Origin of the sequence: Halomonas sp. ATBC28 (assembly GCF_005937175.1) — a bacterium.
Taxonomy (GTDB): Bacteria; Pseudomonadota; Gammaproteobacteria; order Pseudomonadales; family Halomonadaceae; genus Vreelandella; species Vreelandella titanicae.
In genome coordinates, this window is sequence record NZ_VCQL01000009.1 from 39,014 (window position 1) to 62,174 (window position 23,161).

Consider the following 23,161-nt stretch of genomic DNA (forward strand, 5'->3'; position numbering starts at 1 on the left):
GAACCACCACACTATCAGTGCAATGAGCCCCAGGCCTGCCAAGTTGATCAATAAGCTCATGAGGCGTCCTCCTGGCTGGTTTTCCATAGCCGCAAGCGGTTGGCGTTACTCACAACGGTGATGGAAGAGAGTGACATGGCAGCGCCCGCTATCATCGGTGAAAGCAGCATACCGGTTAGCGGGTAGAGCACCCCTGCCGCGATGGGAATACACAGTAGGTTGTAGCCAAAGGCGCCCACCAGGTTCTGTTTGATATTGCGCAGCGTGGCGCGGCTGATTTCTATCGCTGATGCCACCCCGTGCAGCGAGCCGCGCATTAGCGTGATGCCCGCGCTCTCAATCGCCACATCGGTGCCTTGGCCAATGGCAAAGCCCACGTTCGCCCTGGCCAGCGCCGGGGCATCATTGATGCCATCGCCCACCATGCCAACGATTTCTCCCGCCTTCTGACGACGCTCTATCTCGGCGTGCTTGTCCTCGGGTAACAGCCCTGCCCGAAACTCATCAATGCCTACTTCCTGGGCAATGGCCCTGGCGGTGTGCTCGTTATCGCCGGTCAACATGACGATGGTTAAGCCGTCTTTTTGCAGGCGCTTGATCGCGGCCACTGTGTCGTGGCGAAGCGGGTCGCTGATGCCAAATAGGGCGGCCAGTTTGCCATCTACCGCCAAGTACACCAGCGTGCGGGCCTGCTCCTCTAGAGCGTGGGCCTGCTCTTCACCGGCCTTGAGATCCACACCGGCCTCGCTTAACAGACGCGCATTGCCCAGCAGTAACGCTTTGCCGTCGGTGGTTTGGGCTTTTACCCCGCCACCGGTCACACTGTCGAAACCACTAATCTCGGCAGGGTTGGCGTTGTGTTCATCCGCATAGGTCATTAACGCCGCCGCCAATGGGTGCTCGGAGCTGCGTTCCAGCGCGTGCACCAATGCCAGCGCGGTGGATTGCTCTACGCCAAACATCTGCGCATCAGTGACGCTGGGCTTGCCCTGGGTGAGCGTGCCGGTTTTATCGACTACTAGCGTGGTCAGCTTGCTAGCGGTTTGCAGCGCCTCGCCGCTGCGTACCAGCACCCCATGCTCTGCCGCTTTACCGACGCCGATCATGGTCGAGATCGGTGTCGCCAGACCCAGCGCGCAGGGGCAGGCAATAATCAGCACGGTGGTCGCCGTCACCAGCATATGGATCACTTGGGGAGCGGGCCCTAGGTTAAACCACACCAGGGCCGTCAATACGGCAATGATCATTACCGCAGGCACAAAAACGCTGGAGACCTGGTCGGCTAGCTCGCCAATCGGTGGACGCGAGTTTTGGGCGCTCGCTACCTGTTCGGTAATCTGCCCCAGACGAGTGTCGGTGCCCACCCGCGTGGCGCGATAGATCAAGCCACCTTTGCCATTCACCGTGCCAGCGCTGACTTCATCCCCCGTGCTTTTGGTGATGGGGAGTGGCTCGCCGGTAAGCATCGACTCATCGATATGGCTTTGGCCTTCAACGACGTCTCCATCCACCGGTAAACGCTCGCCGGGGCGTACTCGTACGTGGTCGCCAGCGCGCACCGCATCAATCTCAATCTCCTGCTCGTGACCGTCGCGAATCACCCGCGCTGTTCGGCTCTGTAGATCAAGCAGGCGCTTTAGCGCATCGCTGGTGCGGCCCCGGGCACGTAGCTCCATGGCATTGCCGAGTAGAATCAGCCCGATCACCATGGCTGAGGCTTCAAAATAGATCCCCTGAGCGACTTCTGGCAGCCACGGCGCAAACAGCACCACGGCCATGGAGTAGAGCCAGGCGGTGCCGGTGCCCATGGCCACCAGGGTATCCATATTGGCTTGGCGATGCTTAAACTGCTTCCAGGCGTTGACGAAAAAGTGGCGTCCTGGGAAGGCCAAAATACCCAAGGTTAACAAGCCGATCACCAGCCAGTAGAGACGCCCCATGCCCATCGGGTGGGGATGGAAAAAAAGCATGCTGAGCATCAGCGGAATCGCCAGTGCCAGCGAGATCGCGCTGCCGCGCAGCCGTTTTTGGTAAGTCTTGGCATCCTGCTCTGCACGAGTGCGTTCTGCTTCCCGCATATTCACAATCGGTTCGGCGCCATAGCCAGCTGACTCAACGGCGGCGATTAACGCTTGGGTCTTTGCACTGCCAAACACCTGGGCGGAGTGGGTGCCAAAATTGACGCTGGCGGTGTCGACTCCCTCAGTTCGCTCTAGTGCTTTCTGCACGCTCTTAACGCAGCTGGCGCAGGTCATCCCGCTAATCGCCAGACGCTGCTTTGTGCCTTGCCCTTGAGAATGGGAATGAGCACTTGCGGCTTTTTCAGCTTCGGCATCAGCGTGTGCCGCGGTTTCTGGCTGCGTATTGGCCGCGTCTGGGGCTGTTTCCTCCAGAGCTGCTTCACCGGGCGGATAGCCCGCCTCGGTCAAGCGTTGATCAAGCTCGGCGTCGGTTAGCGATGAAACAACCTCTAGGCGTTTTTCGCTAGGCGTGCCGATCACGTCGGCACTTGGGTCACCATTTTGTACTGCCTCGCGCATACGCTTGACGCAGCCCTGGCAATTCATGCCAGGAATAGTTCGCGTGGTGACTCCATTGGCAGGGCTCACGTTTGAGGAGGTTTCGGTAGAGGCGTCGCTCATGGGGTCTCCTTGGTAGGCGTGGCGTCAGGAAAACTCTCAATCAGGCGGCACACGCTGTGGCCGTCGGGGGAGCCGTCGGGCATTTGCTGCCAGCTCTCCATGGCCTGTTCCATTCGTTCGGCTAGCGCTTCCAACTCGGCAATGCGTGCGCGGATTTGCGGCAGGCGGCTGGCGAGTAAGTCGCGTACCAAGGGGCAGGGAGAGTCGCCTTGGTCGGCGTGGGTCAGAATGTCGCGAATCTCAGCCACGCTAAAACCTAATTTGCGCGCCCGCTGAATAAACCGCAGACGTTCTAGGTCGGTATCTGAAAATAGCTGATAGCCGTTATCTGGATGGCGCTGGGGGGCAAGTAGCTGCTCACGAGCGTAGTGGCGCACGGTCTCAGCGGTAACACCGCCCCGTTTGGCAAGCTCAGTAACTTTCATGGCCTGTTCTCCCGACCGGTTAAATAGTGGTTATTTAGTGTAGAACCTATGGGTAACCCATAGGTCAAGGCCTCTTGGCTCAGTAAGCTGAAATGACTAAAACACTGATTTAAAACGACCGTGCGACTAATGTATAAGCCAAAAATAAAATAAAACGAACGTTTGCCCTTGAACCTTTGGCTCAGTTGCGAGAAAACAGTCATGTAAAAATAAAGAGGGTGGATCGTCGGTATCCACTGGATCATCGGGAAGAGAGGCCCACTATGAATAATAAATTTAATAAGCTCACCCTGGCTGCTGCCATTACGGCCGCTTTTGCCAGCCAAGCCCACGCGGGCGGGTATCAAATTAACGAGCAGAGCGTGAGTGGGCAGGGCTATGGCCATGCCGGGCGAAGCTCTAACATCCATGATGCAACCATTGTGTACGGTAACCCAGCGGGTATGTCGTTTTTAGACCGTGCCCAGGTGACCGTTGGTGGCACGTATCTAAACGTGAATACTGACATCTCTAATGTCGAAGCTTCTCGCTATATCGACTCTGGGGTCGCGCTTGGCGGCGCGCCAAATGGCAATCAGATCCCCGTCGGTAGCATTCCTGGAGGGAATGATGGCGATATGGTGCCAGGTACGCCGATCCCCTTTGCTTTCTATGCGCACCCAGTGACCGATCAACTGGCGTTCGGGTTTGGGGTGTATGCACCCTTTGGCTCAAAAACCGATTATGAAGATGATTTCCAGGGTCGCTACTTTGGCGACTACACCGAAGTCAAGGTGGTCAGTGCACAGCCGACGGTTTCTTACCGCTTTAATGACCAGTGGTCAGTAGGCGCGGGGATTACTTACAACCGTGTGGAAGGCGAACTACGCCGACAAGTACCCAGTGAGGCCACCTTTAACCCAGATGCCGACATCGACTCGCGGGTTGATGGTGACGACGAAGCGTGGGGCTATAACTTAGGCGTAATCTATCGTCCAGTACCTGAAACCACCCTGGGGCTGACTTACCGCTCGAAAGTAGACTACACCTTGGAAGGTGATTTTAGCGCTACTGATCCCCTGGGTAATGTCGTTCGCTCAGATACTGCTAGCCTGGATTTGACCACCCCTGAGACGGTTAACTTCTCGCTTACCCAGCAAATGACTGACCGTCTCAAGCTGATGTTCGGTGCATCCTGGGTGCGTTGGAGCCACTTTGATCAAATTTTGGTTACCGGCAGCCAAGGCGATACGATTACCCAAGAGTTTCAGAACTATTCAAACGCCTGGGCGTTTGCCACTGGCGGCGAGTACCAGTTAACCAAGACATTGGCGCTTCGTGCTGGGGTTACGTTAGACATGACGCCGACCAATGATGAGGATCGTAGCGTACGTATTCCTTCCGATGATCGGCGTATTTTCTCGCTGGGGGCAGGATGGAGCCCAACGCCTGACCTGACTGTCGATGTTGCCTACTCCTATCTGTCAGAGCGCGGCACCTTTGTTGAGCAGGATCGTAGCGACCTGCTGGCCAGCCAGGCCACGGGTGGCCAGCCGGTTGGCGGGGCCTCCTACTCAGCCGACTACAAAAACGAAGCTCACGGTTTTGGTGCTCAGTTAACCTATCGCTTTTAAGCCCTAAAGAGCCAAACCCCAATGAAACCCGGCGCATGCCGGGTTTTTTATTGCCTAGTGGCAGGCCATTGGATGCGGGGCGTGTCGGCTTTCGTTACACTATGCGCTTTTCTGATCGATACACCTCTGTACGATCCGAGTAGACCAAGCTAGGGCGATCCCATGTTGGAAACCAATCCGATTCACAACCAGCTCAAGGACCTGTCTGAGCGGACAGACGTTCTTAGGGGGTATCTTTGACTATGCCGAGAAGAAAGATCGGCTAGAAGAGGTCACCCGCGAACTGGAAGACCCCAATGTCTGGAACGATCCAGACTACGCGCAGAAGTTAGGCAAAGAGCGCGCCTCCCTCGAAGCCATAGTGGCCACCATTGATGAACTTGAGCAGGGCCTTGGCGATAGCCGGGATCTGCTAGAGCTTGCAGAAATGGAAGAGGATGAAGGCACCGTCGAAGAAGTGTGCAAAGAGCTGGACAGCATGCAGGCGGCGTTAGAAAAGCTTGAGTTTCGGCGCATGTTCTCCGGTGAAATGGATCAGAACAACGCCTACCTGGAAATTCAGTCCGGCTCTGGTGGCACCGAAGCTCAGGATTGGGCCAATATTTTACTGCGCATGTATCTGCGCTGGGCGGAGAGTCACGGCTTCAAAGCCGATATCACCGAAATCTCTGCGGGCGAAGTGGCGGGCATTAAGTCGGCCACGGTGCATATCCAGGGCGATTACGCTTTCGGCTGGCTGCGTACTGAAACCGGCGTGCACCGCCTAGTGCGTAAAAGCCCGTTTGATTCCGGTGGCCGTCGGCATACTTCGTTTGCCTCGGTATTCCTGTCCCCGGAAATTGACGACAGTTTCGAGGTAGAGATTAATCCCTCGGACTTGCGCGTCGATACCTACCGCTCCAGCGGCGCGGGCGGTCAGCACGTAAACACCACCGATTCGGCCGTGCGGATTACCCACGAGCCGACCGGTATCGTGGTGGCCTGCCAGGGGCAACGCAGCCAGCACGCCAACCGCGATTTTGCCATGAAGCAGTTGAAAGCGCGGTTGTGGGAACACGAGATGCAAAAGCGCAACGCCGCCAAGCAGGAGGCCGAGGACTCCAAGGCTGACATCGGCTGGGGAAGCCAGATTCGCTCTTACGTGCTGGATGATCAGCGCATCAAGGATTTGCGCACCAGCGTGCAGTCCAGCAACTGCGATAAAGTGCTCGACGGGGATATTGATCAATTTATCGTCGCCAGCTTGAAGCAAGGTTTGTAATTTTTTTAGCGTTTGAACATGAACAGGGTGCCCCATGGCTAACCAAGACGCGTCTCCTGCAGACAACGAAAACCACCTGATCGCCGAGCGCCGTGCCAAGTTGACTGCTCGCCGTGAGCGCGCCGCTGAGCAGGGAAAGAGTGCGTTTCCCAATGATTTTCGCCGCGACAGCCTAACCGTCGAGCTGCAAAATGCCTTCGGCGATAAAGACAAGGCCGAGCTTGAAGCGCTGGATCACCACGCCGCTGTGGCGGGTCGTGTGATGCGTCAACGTGGCCCCTTCATCGTCATTCAAGATGTGGCCGGGCAAATCCAGCTCTACGTGGATAAAAAGGGCCTGCCCGCCGACGTGCTGGAAGACGTTAAAAGCTGGGATATCGGTGACATCGTCGCTGCCCACGGGCCGGTGCATAAATCCGGCAAGGGCGATCTGTACGTGATGATGAAAGAGGCGCAGCTGCTCACCAAGAGCCTGCGCCCGCTGCCGGACAAGTTTCACGGCCTCACCGATATGGAAGCCCGCTATCGCCAGCGCTATGTGGATCTGATCATGAATCCGCAGTCGCGCAAGGTGTTTGAAACCCGCGCAGCGGTCATCAGCTCCATGCGCCGCTTCTTTGAAGCGCGTGGTTTTATGGAAGTAGAGACACCGATGCTCCAGCCGATCCCCGGCGGAGCGGCGGCTCGGCCGTTCATTACCCACCACAATGCGCTGGATATCGACATGTATCTGCGTATTGCGCCAGAGCTTTACCTCAAGCGTCTGGTGGTGGGCGGTTTTGAGAAAGTGTTCGAGATTAACCGCAACTTCCGCAACGAAGGGTTATCAACGCGCCACAACCCAGAGTTCACCATGGTGGAGTTCTACTGGGCCTATGCGGATTACCGCGACCTGCTGGATATGACCGAAGCGATGCTGCGCACCGCCGCTGAAGAAGTGCTCGGTAACTCAGTGATTGAGTATCAGGGCGCGAGCTACGATTTCGGCAAACCTTTTGCCCGCTTAACGCTACGTCAGGCGATTCTTGATCATGGAGACGGCATTGCCGACAGCGATTTGGATTCGCTGGAAGCGGCGCGGGCAACCGCCGAGAAACTGGGCATCAAGGTCAAAGAGAGCTGGGGCCTGGGCAAGGTGCAAACGGAGATATTCGAAGAGGTTGCCGAGCATAAGCTCGACCAGCCGACCTTTATCACCGAATACCCGGCTGAAGTGAGTCCGCTTGCCCGGCGTAATGACGCCAATCCCTTCGTTACTGACCGCTTTGAGTTCTTTGTCGGTGGTCGCGAAATCGCCAATGGTTTCTCGGAGCTTAACGACGCAGAAGATCAGGCGGAGCGCTTCCGTGCCCAGTCCGCGGAAAAAGATGCCGGTGACCTGGAAGCAATGTACTACGATGCAGATTACGTGCGTGCTTTGGAGTACGGCATGCCGCCCACCGCGGGCGAAGGCATCGGTATTGACCGCTTGGTGATGCTGTTCACCGACAGCGCATCGATTCGCGATGTGTTGCTGTTCCCGGCGATGCGCCCTGAAGTGGACTAACACGCTACGATAACGGATGAAAAGTTGGTAAGGGCGCGTTATAGCGCCCATAATGGTCAACGTTTCGACGGCGAGGAGAATCCCATGAAACTGCTTAACCGCTCCGCACTGAGCGTCAGGCCGACCCAGCCCTTTGTGGACTGGATCAACGCGCTGGAACCCACCATGGGAGACGACGACCTGACCCTGGACGACGTCGAACGTGAAAGTACCATTTACCTGATTCCAGAGATGGATACCCCGGAAGCGCTGGAAACTTTTGTGCGCGACCGCTACGTGGAAATTCTCGAGACTGAGCTGCGCGCTTGGGAAGAGGACGAACGGCAGTGGCCGGATAAACTCGACTGGGCATTGTTCCAGGAGTTTGTGCGCGTCGAGCACAGCTACCTGGCCATTGATCTAGACGACGAAACGGCGCTGGAAATCTCAGAAGTCGATGATGCGTTACTGCTCGATAGTGAGCAGGACTAGCCGTTAGCGTGCTAGTATTTAGGCAAGCCTAGTACTACGTAAGCCCAGTGTTTGCCTGCGCGTTTGGCTGGTAACAGCCCGCTAGTGCACTGTGAAATGCCACACTGTTAAATAGCGCACTTCGAAACCGGCTTAGGCCGGTTTCATCGTTTTTAACGCTGTGTCTTTAGACGCAGTGTCTTTAATCGTTTCGCGTTGGCCGTTTCGTTTAAGATCTCTCCTGCCTAGGAACGCTTGCATGCGACTGTTTGAAACCCGCCCCGGCGACGATGGCCTGCCTGGGCCTGAACGCGCCCTTGCTGTGCTAGCGCTGGTGACCGGTACCTTGATGGCGGTGGTCGATACCACCATGATCAACCTGGCGCTGCCCACTATTGCCGCCGACTTGAATGTGTCGGCATCCCGAGCGGTATGGATTACCAACCTGTTTCAGGTTGTTTGTGCGGCTTTTTTGCTCGTGTTTGCGGGCATTAGTGAATTGATCACACGTCGCAGGCTCTACCTGTTTGGACTGGCCACCTTTGTCGCGGCCGCGCTAGGGGCAGCACTATCACGCAATTTAGAAACGTTGCTGGTATTTCGTGCCTTTCAGGGGCTAGGTGCTGCGGCCACACTATCGATTGGCCCATCGCTCTATCGAGCCATTTTCCCCTCGCGCCTCTTGGGCAGCGCCCTTGGCTTGAGTGCCTTGGTGGTGGCCGGTGGGTACGCGGCAGGGCCCACGCTGAGTGGGGTAATCCTGTCCTTTGCCGACTGGCCCTGGCTGTTTGCGCTAAATGTGCCGCTGGGTCTCTGCTCGTTATGGCTCGCCAAGCGTGCGCTGCCCCGAGAAGAGCCACGCAAAGGCAGTTTTGATGTGGCTGGGGCGCTGCTCTCGATCGTTATGCTGGCCAGCTTCTTTATTGCCATGGACGCCGTGAGCCACGCCGCGCCGATTTGGCAAAGCGGCGGCTGGGTACTGTTGGCAGTATTGGCCTGTGCTGGGTTTATTGCGCGTCAGCGTCGTGCGCCGTATCCACTGTTGCCGCTTAGCGTGTTTGCCGAGCTGCGCTTTACACTGGCGGTATCGGCCTCTGGGCTTGCCTTTATAGGTCAGGGCCTTACGTTTGTAGCGCTGTCGTTTTTCTACCAGGAGCAGATGGGTTTTTCGCCACTGGAAACCGCTTGGCTGTTCACTCCTTGGCCACTGGCTATCATGTTCGTTGGCCCTGTAGCGGGGCGCTTAGCCGACCGTATTAATCCCAGTATTCTCTCCAGCGCGGGGCTTGGCCTACTTATCATTGGCCTGATTGCGCTGGCGCTGGTCGATGAGTCGACCGGCGTGGCGGGAAGTCTATGGCGCACTGCGCTATGCGGTATTGGTTTTGGCCTGTTCCAGCCACCCAACAATCGCGAAATGATGGGTAGTCTGCCACCGGAGCGCAGTTCCAACGTCTCTGGCGTCATGAGCACCACGCGTACCGTCGGGCAGTCGTTTGGCGTGGCCTTAGTCGGTGCTGCATTGGCGCTAGGCTGGCCGGTACAGGTAACGCTCTGGCTGGGGGCGGCGACCACGCTGCTGGCGCTCTTGGCAAGCGTGGCGCGTATGCCGCTGGCAAGGCGTGCGTTACACGCTCGACGGGCATCGTCTGCGGGCCAGTAAGCGCGTACAATAAAATGGTTTGTGATCTCTCAAGGAGAACCTTATGACGCTGCAGACACAGATTGAGCAGAAGTTAACGGCACTTGCGCCGGACGTGCTGCAGGTTGAAAACGAAAGCCACATGCACAACGTGCCCGCGAACTCTGAAACCCACTTCAAAGTGACGCTAGTGAGTGACTCCTTCGACGGCATGATGCCGGTGAAGCGTCACCAGCAAATTTATGCGCTGTTGGCCGATGAGCTTTCCGGACCGGTGCACGCCTTAGCGCTGCATCTTTATACCCCCAGCGAGTGGCAGGCACGCGGCGGTGAACGCCCGAACTCACCCAACTGTCGCGGCGGCGGGAAGTGAATCAAGAAGTTACTCGGCGCCACTACCTGGACGCCATGGGTATTACCGCCTGGGCCGCGAAGTACCAGTTGCCTAATGCGCTGCCCACCGAGGCCTGCGAGTGGGAGGATTCGACGCCTGCCCCTACGCCACCTCGGGAGCGGCTACAGGCATTGCTGGACGACGCCCCTGCGCCCAAGCGGCAAACGTCCAAACCTCAACCGTCCGAACTTCAATCTTCCGACCCCCAGGCCTCAGGCGAAGCCATTGCCTCACCCTCGGCGGTGCGGGCACTGCTGGGTCAAGACAAGCAGCGTGCGGACAAGTCGGGCCAAAATAAGCCGGCGATTGCCAACCCGGAGACGGCGACTTCCAGCGCGGAAACCGTGCCAGCCAAACCGCTTAAGTTCGCGCTCTCCTGCGTTTGTCTTGAGGGCTGCTGGATGGTGCTGCAGGCGGGGGAAATGAGTCCGCTTGAGCAGCAGCTACTGGCCAACCTGTTACAGGCCGCGGGCATTCAGCGTGGAGCGTTGCCGGAAGTGAGCCACTTCACCTGGCCGCAAATGGCCAACGCCTTTGCGGTGGAGGATCCCCTGGACGAAGCCCGCGAGGGCTTGGCGGCGTTTATCGCTGGAAGCGCGAGCCGACAGGGGTGGCGGTTAGAGCGATTACTCTGGTGGGGTGAGTTGGAAGCCGAGCCTGATACCGAATCTGGAGCTGAACAAGCGCCGCTGGAGCGCATACTGAACGTGGCTGAAGGTCACAGCCAAACGCTTTCGCTGCCCTTATGGCAGGGCCCCTCACTTGGGGCGCTCCTCGACGGTAGTCATAGTAAGCGCGACCTCTGGCCAGCGCTGCAGGCGTTAGGCCAGCAGTGGGAAGCCGATAAGGCGACTGGCGCTCAGGCAGTGGGCACTCAGTTAGAAAGTGCTCAGCAGGCAACGGATGATCACTGAACTCAACGTTGAGCACCTAGCCCTACTGATTGCGCTTGAGTACCGGGCGCAGAGCGGTACTTCTGAGACGCAAATGCTGGCAGCGTTGGGCAGCCAGGATACCTGTGTACTGGGCTGGTGGCAGGATGAGCAGTTGTTAGGGTACGCCATTGTGGCGCGACTGCCGTTTGAGGCGGAACTACAAGCCATTGGGGTACACCCAGAGCAGCGACGCAGTGGAGCAGGTCGGGCGTTGATGGAGGTCGTGCTGTCCACCGCACGCGGCTGGCTGAGCGAGCGGCTGCTGCTAGAGGTGCGGGTGAGTAATCTTAGCGCTATCCGGCTCTACCAGCGCTGCGGGTTTAGCGAAGACGGACGGCGCAAAGGCTACTACCCACCGCTATCGTCGCAAGCCGCCGCCGGGCGTGAGGATGCGCTGCTGATGTCCCTGGTGCTTTAGGGCAGCAGCGCACTTATCCTGAGCCTAAGGCGTGCTGGAGGTTTCGAGGCTGTCGAACTTGCTGAGCAGGCTGTTGAGGCGACGCTCCCACTCTTCGCGCTCCTCTTTCAGCTTGGCGTTTTCGCCGCGCAGCTCTTCATTTTCCAGTTTCATCATCTCCAGTGCATCAACAGTGTCGGTGACTTTCTGCTCAAGTTGATTAAATAGCTCCAGACTCATGTATCTCTCCCTAGCGTAAAAACGAAAACCCAAAATAGGTCATAAAAAGGCACCCAAATAAACAAGCACAAAGCTTGTCAGTAGGGACGAATGAGGCGAGCGTAACGCCACCGCCGCGTGGCGGCAAGCGCTGTTTACGGTGCTTGACGTTGATAGAGCCGCGCAGTGCTTTCGCCCGCCTGGGTTTCGCGGTGCAATAGCCAGTTGGCGGGCACCTTGGGAGCCAGCGATGTCTCGGTTTCCAGGTAAATCATTGCCTCGTTATCCAGCCAGCCACTAGTTTCCAATGTCGAACAGCAGGGCGCGGCCAACTGCTGATGGAAAGGCGGGTCAAGAAAGACCAGCGTATAGGGCTTGGCTGGGCGCGTCAGATAAGTCTGAACATCGTTAACATGCACCGCGCTTGCGGTAATATTGAGCGATGCCAGATTGGTCGACAGCTGCGCCGCTACCCGCGGGTCGCGCTCGACAAAATCGACCCAGGAGGCGCCGCGAGACACCGCTTCAATGCCTAGCGCACCGGTACCTGCGAACAGGTCGAGTACCTGCTGGCCGTAAAGCTGTTGGCCGAGCCAATTGAACAGCGTTTCACGCACGCGGTCTGGGGTTGGACGCAAGCCTGGGCTATCCAGCACCGGCAACTGACGGCGGCGGAACTCACCGCCGATGATGCGTAACTTACCAAGTGGCTTACCAACGGGTTTGCCAAGTTGTTGACCACCCCGCTGAGCAGGTGTGCGGCGGGATGTAGAGGATCGAGGGGGGCGTTGTCGTGTCATAAAGCGGATTGTAGCGGGCTGTTTATCCAAAGTCTTGGGTTACGGTGTTAGCATAACCTTAATGTCCACTATTTATGTCGGGTAACACTCATGTTTGGTTTTTTTAAACGCAAGAATAAGCAAGATCCGCAACAGGCGCCTCAAGACAAGCAGGCGCAGGAGGAGCAGTTAAAGGAGCAGCCTCAAGAGCAAGCCGATGAGATGGACATTGCAACGCCCGAGACTTCCACTGACGTTGTTGAAGAGACCTCAGAAGCGCCGGAAACTTTGCCAGAGCCAGAGCCAGAGCCAGAGCCAGAGCCAGAGCCAGAGCCAGAGCCAGAGCCAGAGCCAGAGCCAGAGCCAGAGCCAGAGCCAGAGCCAGAGCCAGAGCCAGAGCCAGAGCCAGAGCCAGAGCTGACGCCCGCGCCCGCCTTGCAAGAGAAACCGGTGGCTGACAAAAGCGACCAGAAAGGCTGGTTTGCGCGTATCAAGTCAGGCCTGGGGAAAACCCGTGCCAATTTAACCGATGGCATCGCCGATCTGTTTTTAGGTAAAAAACAGATTGATGACGAACTGCTGGAAGATCTGGAAACGCAGCTGTTAATGGCCGATGTGGGCATTGATGCGACGACCGAGATTATTGGTCGCCTGGAAGCGCGGGTCTCGCGCAAAGAGTTGAACAACCCAGAAGCCCTCTACCGTGGCCTGCAAGAAGAGTTGTCCGCCATGCTGGCGCCGGTCGCCAAACCGCTTGTACTGGAAAAGGCGGGCAAGGGGCCGTTTGTTATTTTAGTGGTGGGTGTTAATGGCGTGGGTAAAACCACCACCATTGGTAAGCTCACCCAGCGTTTTCAGCGCGAAGGCAAAAGCGTTATGTTGGCGGCCGGTGACACTTTCCGTGCCGCCGCTGTCGAACAGCTCAAAGTCTGGGGCGAGCGCAACAAGGTGCCGGTCATCGCCCAACACACCGGCGCGGACAGCGCCTCGGTGATTTATGACGCGGTAGCGGCCGCCACTGCGCGAGGTGTTGATGTACTGATCGCCGATACCGCCGGACGGCTACATAACAAAAGCCACCTGATGGAAGAGCTGAAAAAAGTCCACCGGGTGATGCAGAAGCTAGATGACACCGCGCCTCATGAAGTGATGCTGGTGCTGGATGCGGGCACCGGGCAAAACGCGATTTCCCAGGCCAGCACCTTTAACGACGCCGTGCCGGTCAGCGGGATCACGCTAACCAAACTGGACGGCACCGCCAAAGGCGGGATTATTTTCGCGCTGGCTAAACAGCTGGAAACGCCGATTCGTTTTATTGGTGTGGGGGAGGGTATCGACGATCTGCGCCCCTTCGAGGCCAATGATTTTGTCCAAGCGCTATTTGACCGCCAAGGGGACGATGCCAGCGCATGATCGCCTTTGAGCATGTGGGAAAACGCTACGGTGGACGCTTTGAAGCGCTGGCACATCTTAACTTTCGGGTTGCCCGGGGCGAAATGGTGTTTCTTACCGGTCACTCCGGGGCGGGGAAAAGCTCGCTACTACGCTTAATCATGCGCCTTGAGAAACCTAGCCGTGGGCGCGTCGTCGTAGCGGGGCACGACATTGCCCAGCTGCATGCCAGCCAAGTGCCGTTCTATCGGCGCCAAATTGGCGTGGTTTTCCAGGATCATCAGCTGCTCTTTGATCGCAGCATTTTTCACAATGTTTCTCTACCGCTGGAGATTCAAGGGGTTGAACCTCGGGAAGCCGCCCGCCGTGTGCGTGCCGCGTTAGATAAAGTGGGGCTGCTGCATCGTGAAAAGGCGTTGCCCATAGAGCTCTCCGGCGGCGAGCAGCAGCGGGTCGGCATTGCCCGGGCGGTGGTTAATAAGCCCGCGCTACTGCTTGCCGATGAACCGACGGGCAATCTGGATCCCCAGCTTTCGGCGGATATCATGGCGCTATTTGAGGACTTTAATCGGATTGGTACCACGGTGATGATCGCCAGTCACGATTTGGCCCTAATTGCCCGACTGCGCCACCGCATCCTGCGCTTAAGCGACGGCAGGTTGGTAGCCGATGAGGGGGCGGTATGAGGTCATCCGCGACACCCAAGCGTCGTCAGGGAGCAGCATTAAAAACGCCGCGCAAAGCCGCTGTTAAACCAGCGGTTGAGAAAGCCCAAGCGCCACAGCGGGGCGCCAGGTCGCAGCAAACGCGCTTTTCCAGCCGCCTGCGGGCATGGGGGCGCCATCACCGCAGTATGGGGTGGGATAGCTTTCAGCGCTTGATACGCTATCCGCTGGGTAATCTCCTGACCATGCTGGCGATCGCTATTGCACTGGTACTGCCTGCGGCGCTGTGGCTAACCCTGGATAGTGCCCGCCTGCTGGATGCAGAGCTTGATGAGAGCGCCACCCTAACGGTCTACCTGGAGTTGAGTGCTGATGATGCCCAGTCGCTGCGTATCGAGGAGGCGGTCAACGCGGAACCGGGCGTGCTCGAAACCCAGCTGATCAGCGCCGAGCAGGGTATGGCGGAGTTCCAGCAGTCGCTGGGGCTCGATGATGCCTTGGCAGGGCTGGAGAGTAACCCGCTGCCTATCAGTATGGTGGTACGCCCAGAAAGCGTTGATCCAGTTGCCATGCAGCAGTTGGCCGCCCGTCTTGAAGCGCTCGCTGGGGTGGATGAGGTGCGTCTTGACCTGGCCTGGGTAGAGCGGCTGAGAAACTTAGCCGAGCTAGGTCGCCGTGTAGCGCTGGCGCTAGGGGTGCTGTTTGGTTTAGGCGTGCTGCTGGTGGTCGGTAATACCATTCGTCTCTCGGTGGAGAGTCGTCGCCGGGAAATTGAAGTCGTGATGCTCATTGGCGCCACGCATGCCTTTGTGCGACGGCCTTTCCTATACAGCGGTGCTTGGTATGGCTTAGGCGGTGGGCTGTTGGCACTGGGTTTGTTAGGTCTGGGCAATCACTGGCTTTCCCTGCCGGTATCCGCTCTGGCGGCAAGTTACGGGGCGAGTTTTTCTTTACCTCAACTCGACGTGACAGGCTCTACAATTCTGCTATCTTGCAGTACACTACTAGGTTGGTTGGGTGCCTGGTTGGCGGTGACTCGTCACCTTTCGAGTATTCGGCCAAGATAATTGATGAATTCTAAGCAGCTAATGCGATACTGCTGGTAATGCTTAACCTGCGAACTTTATGCTTGCGTTAAGGTCTCAGTATCGCAGACATTCGTATGACTGAATGTGTATGACTGAATGTGTATGACTGAATGTGTATGACTGAATGTGTATGACTGAATTAGTATCACGGTTTTGTAATAGGTTATTGATAACGTGCTACGTCAACCACGATGGGTTACAGGGGAGACCACCTGCACATGAGCACTAGTCTTCTACCGGTGGGGCAGCTTTCGCCCGGCGGCGATCTGGGCGGTTACATCCGCGCAGTCAATGGAATTTCGGTATTAACGGCCGATGAAGAGCGTGAGCTCGCTTATCGCCTCTATGATGAAGGCGATCTGGAAGCCGCTCGTCGTTTGGTACTGTCGCATTTGCGCTTTGTGGTGCATATCGCGCGTAGCTATTCGGGCTATGGGTTGCCCCAAGCGGATTTGATTCAAGAAGGTAACGTTGGCTTGATGAAAGCCGTCAAGCGCTTCGATCCGAACCAGGGCGTTCGTCTGGTTTCGTTTGCCGTGCACTGGATTAAAGCAGAAATTCACGAATTTGTGCTGCGCAACTGGCGGATCGTTAAGATTGCCACGACCAAAGCCCAGCGCAAGCTGTTCTTTAACCTGCGCGGTGCGAAGAAGCGTTTGGCGTGGTTGAACAACGACGAAGTGGACGCCATCGCCAAAGATCTCGACGTTAAGCCCGAGATCGTGCGCGATATGGAAGGGCGCTTGTCGTCTTACGATGCAGGCTATGATGCTCCGGCAGGCGATGATGAAGAGAGCACCTATCAAGCGCCGGTGCACTTCCTGGATGATTCCGCTTCCGACCCTGCCACGCAGTTGGAAGATAGCAACTTCGAGGAAGACTCGACGCGCCGTTTGCAGCTTGCCCTCGAAGGGCTTGATGAGCGCTCGCGGGATATTCTCCAGCGCCGCTGGTTAGCCGATAGCAAAGAGACGCTGCATGATCTGGCCGACGTCTACGGCGTCAGCGCGGAGCGTATTCGCCAGCTCGAAAAAAATGCCATGAAAAAGCTGCGTCAGAAAATGGGTGAGGAAATGGTCGCCTAAGACCACGCTGAATGCACAATTTGTGGCTTTTCAGCATTAAAAAAACCGGCTCCCGTTAAAGGAGCCGGCTTTTTGTGCAGCCAGCACGCGAGCCTAAGCAGGCTGTGCCGTGGCGCGCAGTAAGTGGGCCGACAGCAGCGACCACTGATCTTCCCAATGTTCGGTGGGCAAGCGCTTAAAGTCGCTGCGCACATACTGTGAAATTCGCCCCTCCGCCTGGGCCGCTAACAAATTGGCAGCGGCAGAGGCCGGAATCGTGGGGCGTAGGCCTTCACGCAGTTCGGCTTCGCGCAGAATCTGCTTAAGCTGCATTTCCAGGCGTTCAAACAGCTGGTTGACCCGCTGGCGTAGCCGTGCGGTTTCGCCGGTGAGTACGTCGCCGCCCATCACTCGTGCCAGGCCAGGATTTTTCTCAGCAAAGCCCAGCAGCAGCGCGAGTATGGTGCCGCAGCGGGAGGTAGCGTCGGGAACGTCTTCTAAAATACGCGTGATGCGGGCAAAAATGCTCTCTTCAATAAAGTCGATCAGCCCCTCAAACATTCGTGCTTTGCTGGGGAAGTGGCGGTAGAGCGCCGCTTCTGAAACGCCTACCTGGCGGGCGAGGGCGGCTGTGGTAATGCGCTTGCCGCTATCTTCCTCAAGCATCAGTGCCAGGGCTTGGAGAATCTGCTCGCGGCGGCGAGGTTTTTGATCTTCGCTCATAATGTGACCTCCGTCGCGGTTAGCTCGCGTCCTTGATTTGAGTGCCTACCCCAGCGTTGGTGAAAATTTCCAGTAACACCGCGTGGGGGACACGGCCATCAATAATGTGCGAGCTGTTCACGCCGCCCTTCACTGCATCCAGCGCGCAGCGGATTTTGGGCAGCATGCCGCCATAAATCGTGCCATCGGCGATCAGGTCATCCACCTGAGCGGTGCTTAAACCGGTGAGCACTTCACCTTCGGTGTTCATTAACCCGGCGACATTGGTGAGTAGCATCAGCTTTTCTGCATTGAGCGCTTCGGCGATCTTTCCCGCTACCAGGTCAGCGTTGATATTGTAGCTGTGGCCTGCGGCGTCGACGCCAATCGGTGCAATCACCGGAATAAAATCACGCGCTGCCAGCATCTCGATAAGCTCGGTTGAGATCGACTCCACTTCGCCCACATGGCCAATATCGATGATCTCGGGCGCCGTCATTTCGGGACTTTGGTGCTCAACTTTGAGCTGGCGGGCACGAATTTGTGAGCCATCTTTACCGGTCAAGCCAATCGCTTTACCGCCGCTTTGATTGATCAGGTTGACGATGCTTTTGTTGACCAAGCCGCCCAGTACCATCTCGACCACGTCCATGGTTTGCGAGTCGGTAACGCGCATGCCGTTGACGAAGCGAGATTCAATGTTGAGCTTTTTGAGCAGGTCTCCGATCTGCGGCCCGCCGCCATGCACCACCACCGGGTTGATGCCGACTTCCTTCATTAATACGATATCGCGGGCAAAGGAGTCGATCAGGGTGCTTTCGGTCATGGCGTTACCGCCATATTTGACCACCACGGTTTTGCCGGAGAACTGCTGAATATACGGGAGGGCTTCGGAAAGCACCTCCACAACGACCTGGGGATCGCGACTGGCTGAACTCATGAGGTTGTCCCTTGCGAACGTTTATTATGCTGCTAACGTTTATGCTGATTGAGTGGTGAGGGTCGCGCTTTCTAGGTGGTCGCGATCCCTTCAGCGCCTAACTATTTGAAGAGCTATCTGTCTACTGGGGTAGCTCAATGTCTGGCGCGACGCGCCGAAGCGCGTCGTTAAAAACTGCTTTGATGCGTGCTAGCGCGGCCTCGTCTTTCCCTTCAAAGCGCATGACCAGTGCAGGCGTGGTGTTCGAGGGGCGGCACAGCCCCCAGCCATCCTGGTAGTCAACGCGAATGCCGTCCAAAGTTGTTTTTATACCTTCGCCGAAGTCGCCCTCGCGAGCAAGCTTATCCACCAGAGAAAATTTGTTATCGTCGGTAACCGCTATATTAATTTCCGGTGTGGCAACGTCTTGAGGGAAGTTGGCAAAAAAAGTATCGGCGTCGTCGGCTTGATTGGCGAGAATCTCTACCAGCCGAGCGGCGGCGTAGAGGCCATCGTCAAAACCATACCAGCGCTCTTGGAAAAAAATATGCCCACTCATCTCGCCACCAAGCTGAGCGCCGGTTTGCTGCATACGCGCCTTGATCATCGAGTGCCCGGTACGCCACATTTCCGGTTCGCCGCCGGCCTCGCTGATCACTTTGACCAGGTTGCCGGTGCACTTAATATCGAAAATAACCTTGGCCCCAGGTTGGCGCGCGAGCATATCGGTGGCAAACACCATCAGCAGGTGGTCGGGATAAATCAGCTTGCCAGTGGGTGTGACAACGCCCAGACGGTCGCCATCACCATCGAAAGCAAGGCCAATGTCGGCCCCGGTTTCGTGCACTTTGCGGATCAGATCCTGGACATTTTCCGGCTTGCCCGGATCAGGGTGGTGATTGGGGAAATGGCCGTCAATTTCCGCAAACAGCGGGATGGTCTCAATACCTAACCGTGCCAGCAGCTGCGGACCGAGTTCCCCGGCAACGCCGTTGCCGCAGTCGACCACGGCTTTTATCGGTCGGTTGATCTTAACGTCGCCTAGAATGCGCGTTAAATAGCGTTCACGAACATCCTGCTGGGTGATACTGCCTTGAGCATTGTCTAAGCTACTGTCTAGGTTGCCGGACTGGATACGTTCAAACAGGGCTGTAATCGCATCACCAGAGAGCGTTTCGCCGCTCAGCACAATTTTAAAGCCGTTATAGTCAGGCGGATTGTGGCTACCGGTGACCATTACGCCTGAGTGGGTGCCTTCCAGTATGTGAGTGGCGAAGTAGAGCACCGGGGTGGGCACCATGCCGATATCGATCACATCGCGCCCTGCGGCGTTCAGGCCACGCATCAGCGCTGCTTGCAGCCGAGCGCCTGAAAGGCGACCGTCGCGGGCGACTACCACGCTGGATTCGCCCCGCGCGGCGGCCTCAGAGCCGACAGCACGCCCGATCATTTCTACCGTCTCTTCAGTGAGCGTGTCGTCAACGATACCGCGAATATCGTAGGCGCGAAAAATCGAAGCGGGTACAGACTGTGCGTTCATAGGGCTTCCCAGCTAAATAGACGTTTCCTTAAAAGGGTTCCTAAACAGGCGCGACCACTCGTTACTGACTGCCCGTACTGCCAAACCCGCCGCCGCCCCTTGAGGAGTCTTCAAACGCGTCCACCAAGGAGAGTTCGGCCTGTACCACAGGCACAAGCACGTACTGTGCCAGCCGATCGAAGGGGGTTAGCGTAAACGAGCTCTGACCACGGTTCCAGACCGAAATCATTAGTTCGCCCTGGTAATCTGAGTCGATTAAACCCACTAAATTGCCTAGCACGATGCCATGTTTATGCCCCAAACCGGAGCGCGGCAGGATCATGCCTGCCAAACCCGGATCTTCAATATAGATGGCAATGCCGGTGCGTACGAGCTGACAATCGCCGGGCGCTAATATTAACGGCTCATCCAGCAGGGCGCGCAGATCCATTCCCGCCGAGCCAGCTGTCGCGTAGGCAGGGAGATAGTCGTGCAAACGCTCATCTAATATTTTGCACTGCAGGCGGGGGCGGGCACTCATGGGGATTCTCCAGATGTTTTCGTAGCGGCTGTTGTGGGTAGTAGGGCGAGCGCTTGACGGATGATGGTGGTGGCCAGCTGTGTCTTCGGCTGTGTAGCTTCTGAGCGGCTCTCGACGCCTTGAGGAGTGCGCCAGAGTATCCAGGCGGCGTTCTGGTCGCTGCCAAAGCCCAGGCCAGCCTGGGAGACGTCGTTGGCGACGATCATATCCAGCCCTTTGCGCTGTAATTTATCCCGTGCGTAGCGCTCAACCTCCTGGGTTTCGGCGGCAAAGCCGATTACCAGCGGGCGCTGTTTGGCGGGCAGTGCCGAGACGCCGGCGATGATATCGGGATTTTTAACCAGGGTCAGGGTGAGTGTGTCGCTATCATCCTGCTTTTTGAGCTTATGCTCGGCAGGGGCTGCCGCGCGATAGTCGGCGACAGCCGCGCAGCCGATAAACAGCGCCGCTTGAGGCGCTAGCCGCTGAGCTTCAGCGTGCATCTGCTCGGCTGACTCAACGTCAATTCGCGTCACGCCCTGGGGAGTGGGTAGGTCAACCGGCCCACTGATCAGCGTCACCTTGGCCCCTTCAGCTACCGCGGCTGCGGCCAGGGAAAAGCCCATTTTCCCCGAGCTGTGATTGGAGATGTAGCGCACGGGATCCAGTGGCTCACGGGTAGGGCCAGCGGTGATCACAATATGGGGTGCATGTGAGTGAGGCGCTGTGGTGATAGGGGCAGCAAACAGCGCCGTAACCGCGCTAAAAATCTCTTCAGGCTCGCTCATGCGGCCTGGCCCCACATCGCCACAGGCCTGGTCACCGGCGGCGGGGCCTATGAGCTGCCAACCGTCATGCTCAAGCTGCGCTACGTTACGCTGGGTGGCGGGGTGGCGCCACATAGCCTGGTTCATCGCCGGGGCAATCAGTTTGGGCGCTTCTGAGGCCAGGCAGAGCGTAGTGAGCAGGTCGTCGGCCATACCGTGCACCAAACGAGCGATAAGGTCGGCAGTCGCCGGAGCGATCAGCACTATATCCGCCCAGCGGGCCAGCTCAATATGGCCCATGCCCGCCTCGGCTTCGGGGTCGAGTAAAGAGGTGCGCACAGGCTCGCCGGAGAGCGCCTGCAGCGTGAGCGGGGTAATAAAGGCCTGGGCCCCGTCGGTCATCACCACGCGCACCTCGCAGCCCACCTGCTTGAGCAGGCGCACAAGCAACGCGCTTTTGTAGGCAGCGATACCCGCACTAACGCCGAGCAGTACGCGTTTGCCGGCGAGCGTCGACGCGCTTGTCGAGTTAACAGCAGAGGCCATGGTCAGTGATCCATATCCGCGTTCGTAAGGAGGCTTACCATACCATTGGCACCAACAATTTGGCATATTGAGCACAAACAAGGTTAAGCTAGGTTTAATGAGGCTTATGGCTGTAAAGCTATGCGTGTTGAGGCTGGCTTCGATCGACAAAGATGGGCAGCGCGGGTGAGGTGCGATGGGAATTAATCACTGGCCGGAAGGTGAGCGGCCCCGGGAAAAGCTATTAAATACTGGCGCCCAGGCGCTCTCAGATGCCGAGTTGCTGGCAATTTTTTTGCGTGTTGGCGTACAGGGTCGTTCGGCGGTCGATTTAGCGCGGGATTTACTCAGCAGCTTCGGTGGTTTGCGCCAACTGCTAGAGGCCGATCAGGAAAGCTTCTGTGCTGCCCGTGGGTTAGGTAGCGCCAAGTACGCTCAGCTCCAGGCGACGCTTGAGCTGTCGCGGCGCCATTTAGCCAGCCAGTTGGCGCGGGGCAATGCGCTGACATCACCTGCCTTGGTGCGCCACTACCTGAGTTCGCAGCTACGCCATTTAAGGCATGAGGAGTTTGCGGTGCTTTTTTTGGATACTCAGCACCGAATTATTCGCTATGAATCGCTGTTTCGCGGTACCCTAGACAGCGCATCCGTTTATCCCCGCGAAGTTGCCAAGCGCGCATTAGAGCTGAGCGCTGGCGCCGTTATCCTGGCGCATAACCACCCTTCTGGTGTGGCAGAGCCAAGCGATGCTGATCGACGTATCACGGAACGCCTCAAAGAGGCGCTGGTACTTTTTGACGTGCGCGTGCTGGATCATTTCGTGGTGGGGGATGGAGAAGTGATCTCTTTTGCCGAGCGCGGCTGGCTATAAGCAGTATAAGAATGCACTGTTCTATGCCGTTTTGATTAAGTAAAATGAGCAAAAAAGTGCTTTTCCAGCCTTTTTTGTGGGTTTTGCTTGCTGTAAGTCGGGTGCTCTGGTATAAAGTGCCACCTTTAAACTTGGGTTGAATAACGGATTTGGATAAAGCTTGGCGGTTAACGGCGTCGACACCTTCCCTGCTCCGGTTTGCCCGACAGTTTTGAACACTCAGGTTATTATATCCTGGCCAAGCAGTTGGAGGCTCTAATGTCCAAAGTATGTCAGGTTACCGGCAAGCGTCCGGTAACTGGAAATAACGTTTCACACTCCCAGCGTAAGACGCGTCGTCGTTTCTTGCCGAACCTGCACACCCATCGTTTTTGGGTTGAGTCTGAGAACCGCTTCGTCAAGCTGCGCGTTTCCACTAAAGGAATGCGCATCATCGACAAGAAAGGTATCGACACAGTTTTGGTTGCTATTCGTAAGCGTGGCGACGCTATCTAAGCCAGCTTTATTATACAAAGCCCTTTGGGCCAGGTATTTTGGGCCAAGCATTTTGGGAGAGTTAAACCATGCGCGATAAAATCAAGTTGGTGTCCAGTGCCGGTACAGGCCACTTCTACACCACTGATAAGAACAAGCGGAACACTCCGGATAAATTTGAATTCAAGAAATTCGACCCGGTCATCCGTAAGCACGTGATCTACAAGGAAGCGAAGATCAAGTAATCGCTTTTGCGATGTTGATCGGCTTCCACTGCAGGCGAGCGCCTGTTCAAAAACCCGGCCTCAAGCCGGGTTTTTGCATGCATGTCTTTCGTGTGTCGCATGCTTCG

24 protein-coding genes are annotated in these 23,161 nt (G+C 57.0%); 15 read left to right on the top strand and 9 right to left on the bottom strand.

Features of this window, described 5'->3' with window-relative positions; translation table 11 throughout:
• Window positions 1-56: 56 nt before the first annotated feature.
• Together E0L35_RS11830 and E0L35_RS11835 are read right to left on the bottom strand one after the other, a co-directional pair.
• Window positions 57-2,642 (bottom strand): heavy metal translocating P-type ATPase, encoded by a 2,586-nt coding sequence (locus E0L35_RS11830; RefSeq protein ID WP_138800384.1) that lies wholly within the window; start codon window positions 2,640-2,642, stop codon window positions 57-59.
• Window positions 2,639-3,067: a MerR family transcriptional regulator gene (locus tag E0L35_RS11835; protein ID WP_138800385.1), complete on the bottom strand. Its 429-nt coding sequence runs from the start codon at window positions 3,065-3,067 to the stop codon at window positions 2,639-2,641. Before E0L35_RS11835 ends, E0L35_RS11830 begins: the two co-directional genes overlap by 4 nt.
• Window positions 3,068-3,330: 263 nt before the next feature.
• Between E0L35_RS11835 and E0L35_RS11840 the strand changes: the two genes are divergently transcribed.
• The 8 genes from E0L35_RS11840 (at window position 3,331) to rimI (ending at window position 11,326) form a co-directional block, all read left to right on the top strand.
• Window positions 3,331-4,680 carry an outer membrane protein transport protein gene (locus E0L35_RS11840; RefSeq protein ID WP_022520223.1) on the top strand — a complete coding sequence of 450 codons (1,350 nt, stop codon included), beginning with the start codon at window positions 3,331-3,333 and terminating at the stop codon, window positions 4,678-4,680.
• Between the two features lie 162 nt (window positions 4,681-4,842).
• A protein-coding gene (gene prfB, locus E0L35_RS11845) for a peptide chain release factor 2 (RefSeq protein ID WP_138800386.1) occupies window positions 4,843-5,941 on the top strand; the annotation gives its coding sequence in 2 pieces (ribosomal slippage) (window positions 4,843-4,917 and window positions 4,919-5,941; 1,098 coding nt in all).
• Window positions 5,942-5,975: 34 nt separating this feature from the next.
• Complete coding sequence (lysS, locus tag E0L35_RS11850) at window positions 5,976-7,487, top strand: lysine--tRNA ligase (protein ID WP_022520221.1); 1,512 nt, start codon at window positions 5,976-5,978, stop codon at window positions 7,485-7,487.
• A gap of 84 nt (window positions 7,488-7,571) precedes the next feature.
• Window positions 7,572-7,958, top strand: a complete 387-nt coding sequence (locus E0L35_RS11855; protein ID WP_022520220.1) for a hypothetical protein — start codon at window positions 7,572-7,574, stop codon at window positions 7,956-7,958.
• 238 nt (window positions 7,959-8,196) lie between these two features.
• Window positions 8,197-9,600: an MFS transporter gene (locus tag E0L35_RS11860; RefSeq protein ID WP_022520219.1), complete on the top strand. Its 1,404-nt coding sequence runs from the start codon at window positions 8,197-8,199 to the stop codon at window positions 9,598-9,600.
• A 43-nt stretch (window positions 9,601-9,643) separates the two neighbouring features.
• A complete protein-coding gene (locus tag E0L35_RS11865; protein ID WP_022520218.1) occupies window positions 9,644-9,952 on the top strand; it encodes a BolA/IbaG family iron-sulfur metabolism protein in 309 nt (102 codons plus the stop codon).
• Window positions 9,949-10,887: a hypothetical protein gene (locus E0L35_RS11870; RefSeq protein ID WP_138800387.1), complete on the top strand. Its 939-nt coding sequence runs from the start codon at window positions 9,949-9,951 to the stop codon at window positions 10,885-10,887. Before E0L35_RS11865 ends, E0L35_RS11870 begins: the two co-directional genes overlap by 4 nt.
• A complete protein-coding gene (rimI, locus tag E0L35_RS11875; protein WP_022520216.1) occupies window positions 10,877-11,326 on the top strand; it encodes a ribosomal protein S18-alanine N-acetyltransferase in 450 nt (149 codons plus the stop codon). The genes E0L35_RS11870 and rimI overlap by 11 nt, the downstream gene beginning before the upstream one ends.
• A gap of 24 nt (window positions 11,327-11,350) precedes the next feature.
• Here the strand turns inward: rimI and zapB are convergent, their stop codons facing one another.
• Entirely contained in the window at window positions 11,351-11,545 is a 195-nt protein-coding gene (gene zapB / locus E0L35_RS11880) for a cell division protein ZapB (RefSeq protein ID WP_022520215.1), read from the bottom strand.
• Between the two features lie 134 nt (window positions 11,546-11,679).
• A complete protein-coding gene (gene rsmD / locus E0L35_RS11885) occupies window positions 11,680-12,324 on the bottom strand; it encodes a 16S rRNA (guanine(966)-N(2))-methyltransferase RsmD (protein WP_022520214.1) in 645 nt (214 codons plus the stop codon).
• Window positions 12,325-12,414: 90 nt separating this feature from the next.
• Here rsmD and ftsY point away from each other — a divergent pair, with 90 nt between their 5' ends.
• The 4 genes from ftsY to rpoH all read left to right on the top strand — a co-directional run bounded on the left by ftsY (window position 12,415) and on the right by rpoH (window position 16,533).
• Window positions 12,415-13,716: a signal recognition particle-docking protein FtsY gene (ftsY, locus tag E0L35_RS11890; protein WP_138800388.1), complete on the top strand. Its 1,302-nt coding sequence runs from the start codon at window positions 12,415-12,417 to the stop codon at window positions 13,714-13,716.
• Window positions 13,713-14,381, top strand: a complete 669-nt coding sequence (gene ftsE, locus E0L35_RS11895) for a cell division ATP-binding protein FtsE (protein ID WP_022520212.1) — start codon at window positions 13,713-13,715, stop codon at window positions 14,379-14,381. The genes ftsY and ftsE overlap by 4 nt, the downstream gene beginning before the upstream one ends.
• Entirely contained in the window at window positions 14,378-15,427 is a 1,050-nt protein-coding gene (gene ftsX, locus E0L35_RS11900) for a permease-like cell division protein FtsX (RefSeq protein WP_022520211.1), read from the top strand. Before ftsE ends, ftsX begins: the two co-directional genes overlap by 4 nt.
• Before the next feature lie 239 nt (window positions 15,428-15,666).
• Window positions 15,667-16,533 carry an RNA polymerase sigma factor RpoH gene (rpoH, locus tag E0L35_RS11905; RefSeq protein ID WP_022520210.1) on the top strand — a complete coding sequence of 289 codons (867 nt, stop codon included), beginning with the start codon at window positions 15,667-15,669 and terminating at the stop codon, window positions 16,531-16,533.
• A 93-nt stretch (window positions 16,534-16,626) separates the two neighbouring features.
• Here the strand turns inward: rpoH and slmA are convergent, their stop codons facing one another.
• The 5 genes from slmA to coaBC all read right to left on the bottom strand — a co-directional run bounded on the left by slmA (window position 16,627) and on the right by coaBC (window position 21,485).
• Window positions 16,627-17,235, bottom strand: a complete 609-nt coding sequence (slmA, locus tag E0L35_RS11910) for a nucleoid occlusion factor SlmA (RefSeq protein WP_022520209.1) — start codon at window positions 17,233-17,235, stop codon at window positions 16,627-16,629.
• A gap of 19 nt (window positions 17,236-17,254) precedes the next feature.
• A complete protein-coding gene (argB, locus tag E0L35_RS11915; protein WP_007111740.1) occupies window positions 17,255-18,154 on the bottom strand; it encodes an acetylglutamate kinase in 900 nt (299 codons plus the stop codon).
• 121 nt (window positions 18,155-18,275) lie between these two features.
• A complete protein-coding gene (locus E0L35_RS11920; protein ID WP_138800389.1) occupies window positions 18,276-19,673 on the bottom strand; it encodes a phosphomannomutase/phosphoglucomutase in 1,398 nt (465 codons plus the stop codon).
• A gap of 61 nt (window positions 19,674-19,734) precedes the next feature.
• The gene (gene dut, locus E0L35_RS11925; RefSeq protein WP_138800390.1) at window positions 19,735-20,193 is read right to left on the bottom strand and encodes a dUTP diphosphatase; all 459 of its coding nucleotides are present in this window, start codon (window positions 20,191-20,193) and stop codon (window positions 19,735-19,737) included.
• Entirely contained in the window at window positions 20,190-21,485 is a 1,296-nt protein-coding gene (gene coaBC, locus E0L35_RS11930) for a bifunctional phosphopantothenoylcysteine decarboxylase/phosphopantothenate--cysteine ligase CoaBC (protein ID WP_138800391.1), read from the bottom strand. Before coaBC ends, dut begins: the two co-directional genes overlap by 4 nt.
• Before the next feature lie 175 nt (window positions 21,486-21,660).
• Between coaBC and radC the strand changes: the two genes are divergently transcribed.
• From radC to rpmG, 3 genes are all read left to right on the top strand, one after another.
• Window positions 21,661-22,335 (top strand): DNA repair protein RadC, encoded by a 675-nt coding sequence (gene radC / locus E0L35_RS11935; RefSeq protein WP_138800392.1) that lies wholly within the window; start codon window positions 21,661-21,663, stop codon window positions 22,333-22,335.
• Window positions 22,336-22,593: 258 nt separating this feature from the next.
• On the top strand, window positions 22,594-22,830 hold the full coding sequence (rpmB, locus tag E0L35_RS11940; RefSeq protein WP_022520205.1) for a 50S ribosomal protein L28: 237 nt from the start codon (window positions 22,594-22,596) through the stop codon (window positions 22,828-22,830).
• Window positions 22,831-22,898: 68 nt separating this feature from the next.
• Window positions 22,899-23,054, top strand: coding sequence for a 50S ribosomal protein L33 (rpmG, locus tag E0L35_RS11945; RefSeq protein WP_022520204.1), 156 nt, complete (start codon window positions 22,899-22,901; stop codon window positions 23,052-23,054).
• Window positions 23,055-23,161 lie beyond the last annotated feature (107 nt).

Excerpts from the sequence above, each read along its gene's own strand:
- E0L35_RS11830 (WP_138800384.1), bottom strand. The coding sequence starts at position 2,642 with ATGAGCGACGCCTCTACCGAAACCTCCTCAAACGTGAGCCCTGCCAAT.
- E0L35_RS11835 (WP_138800385.1), bottom strand. The coding sequence starts at position 3,067 with ATGAAAGTTACTGAGCTTGCCAAACGGGGCGGTGTTACCGCTGAGACC.
- E0L35_RS11840 (WP_022520223.1), top strand. The coding sequence starts at position 3,331 with ATGAATAATAAATTTAATAAGCTCACCCTGGCTGCTGCCATTACGGCC.
- lysS (WP_022520221.1), top strand. The coding sequence starts at position 5,976 with ATGGCTAACCAAGACGCGTCTCCTGCAGACAACGAAAACCACCTGATC.
- E0L35_RS11855 (WP_022520220.1), top strand. The coding sequence starts at position 7,572 with ATGAAACTGCTTAACCGCTCCGCACTGAGCGTCAGGCCGACCCAGCCC.
- E0L35_RS11860 (WP_022520219.1), top strand. The coding sequence starts at position 8,197 with ATGCGACTGTTTGAAACCCGCCCCGGCGACGATGGCCTGCCTGGGCCT.
- E0L35_RS11865 (WP_022520218.1), top strand. The coding sequence starts at position 9,644 with ATGACGCTGCAGACACAGATTGAGCAGAAGTTAACGGCACTTGCGCCG.
- rimI (WP_022520216.1), top strand. The coding sequence starts at position 10,877 with ATGATCACTGAACTCAACGTTGAGCACCTAGCCCTACTGATTGCGCTT.
- zapB (WP_022520215.1), bottom strand. The coding sequence starts at position 11,545 with ATGAGTCTGGAGCTATTTAATCAACTTGAGCAGAAAGTCACCGACACT.
- rsmD (WP_022520214.1), bottom strand. The coding sequence starts at position 12,324 with ATGACACGACAACGCCCCCCTCGATCCTCTACATCCCGCCGCACACCT.
- ftsY (WP_138800388.1), top strand. The coding sequence starts at position 12,415 with ATGTTTGGTTTTTTTAAACGCAAGAATAAGCAAGATCCGCAACAGGCG.
- ftsE (WP_022520212.1), top strand. The coding sequence starts at position 13,713 with ATGATCGCCTTTGAGCATGTGGGAAAACGCTACGGTGGACGCTTTGAA.
- ftsX (WP_022520211.1), top strand. The coding sequence starts at position 14,378 with ATGAGGTCATCCGCGACACCCAAGCGTCGTCAGGGAGCAGCATTAAAA.
- rpoH (WP_022520210.1), top strand. The coding sequence starts at position 15,667 with ATGAGCACTAGTCTTCTACCGGTGGGGCAGCTTTCGCCCGGCGGCGAT.
- slmA (WP_022520209.1), bottom strand. The coding sequence starts at position 17,235 with ATGAGCGAAGATCAAAAACCTCGCCGCCGCGAGCAGATTCTCCAAGCC.
- argB (WP_007111740.1), bottom strand. The coding sequence starts at position 18,154 with ATGAGTTCAGCCAGTCGCGATCCCCAGGTCGTTGTGGAGGTGCTTTCC.
- E0L35_RS11920 (WP_138800389.1), bottom strand. The coding sequence starts at position 19,673 with ATGAACGCACAGTCTGTACCCGCTTCGATTTTTCGCGCCTACGATATT.
- dut (WP_138800390.1), bottom strand. The coding sequence starts at position 20,193 with ATGAGTGCCCGCCCCCGCCTGCAGTGCAAAATATTAGATGAGCGTTTG.
- coaBC (WP_138800391.1), bottom strand. The coding sequence starts at position 21,485 with ATGGCCTCTGCTGTTAACTCGACAAGCGCGTCGACGCTCGCCGGCAAA.
- radC (WP_138800392.1), top strand. The coding sequence starts at position 21,661 with ATGGGAATTAATCACTGGCCGGAAGGTGAGCGGCCCCGGGAAAAGCTA.
- rpmB (WP_022520205.1), top strand. The coding sequence starts at position 22,594 with ATGTCCAAAGTATGTCAGGTTACCGGCAAGCGTCCGGTAACTGGAAAT.
- rpmG (WP_022520204.1), top strand. The coding sequence starts at position 22,899 with ATGCGCGATAAAATCAAGTTGGTGTCCAGTGCCGGTACAGGCCACTTC.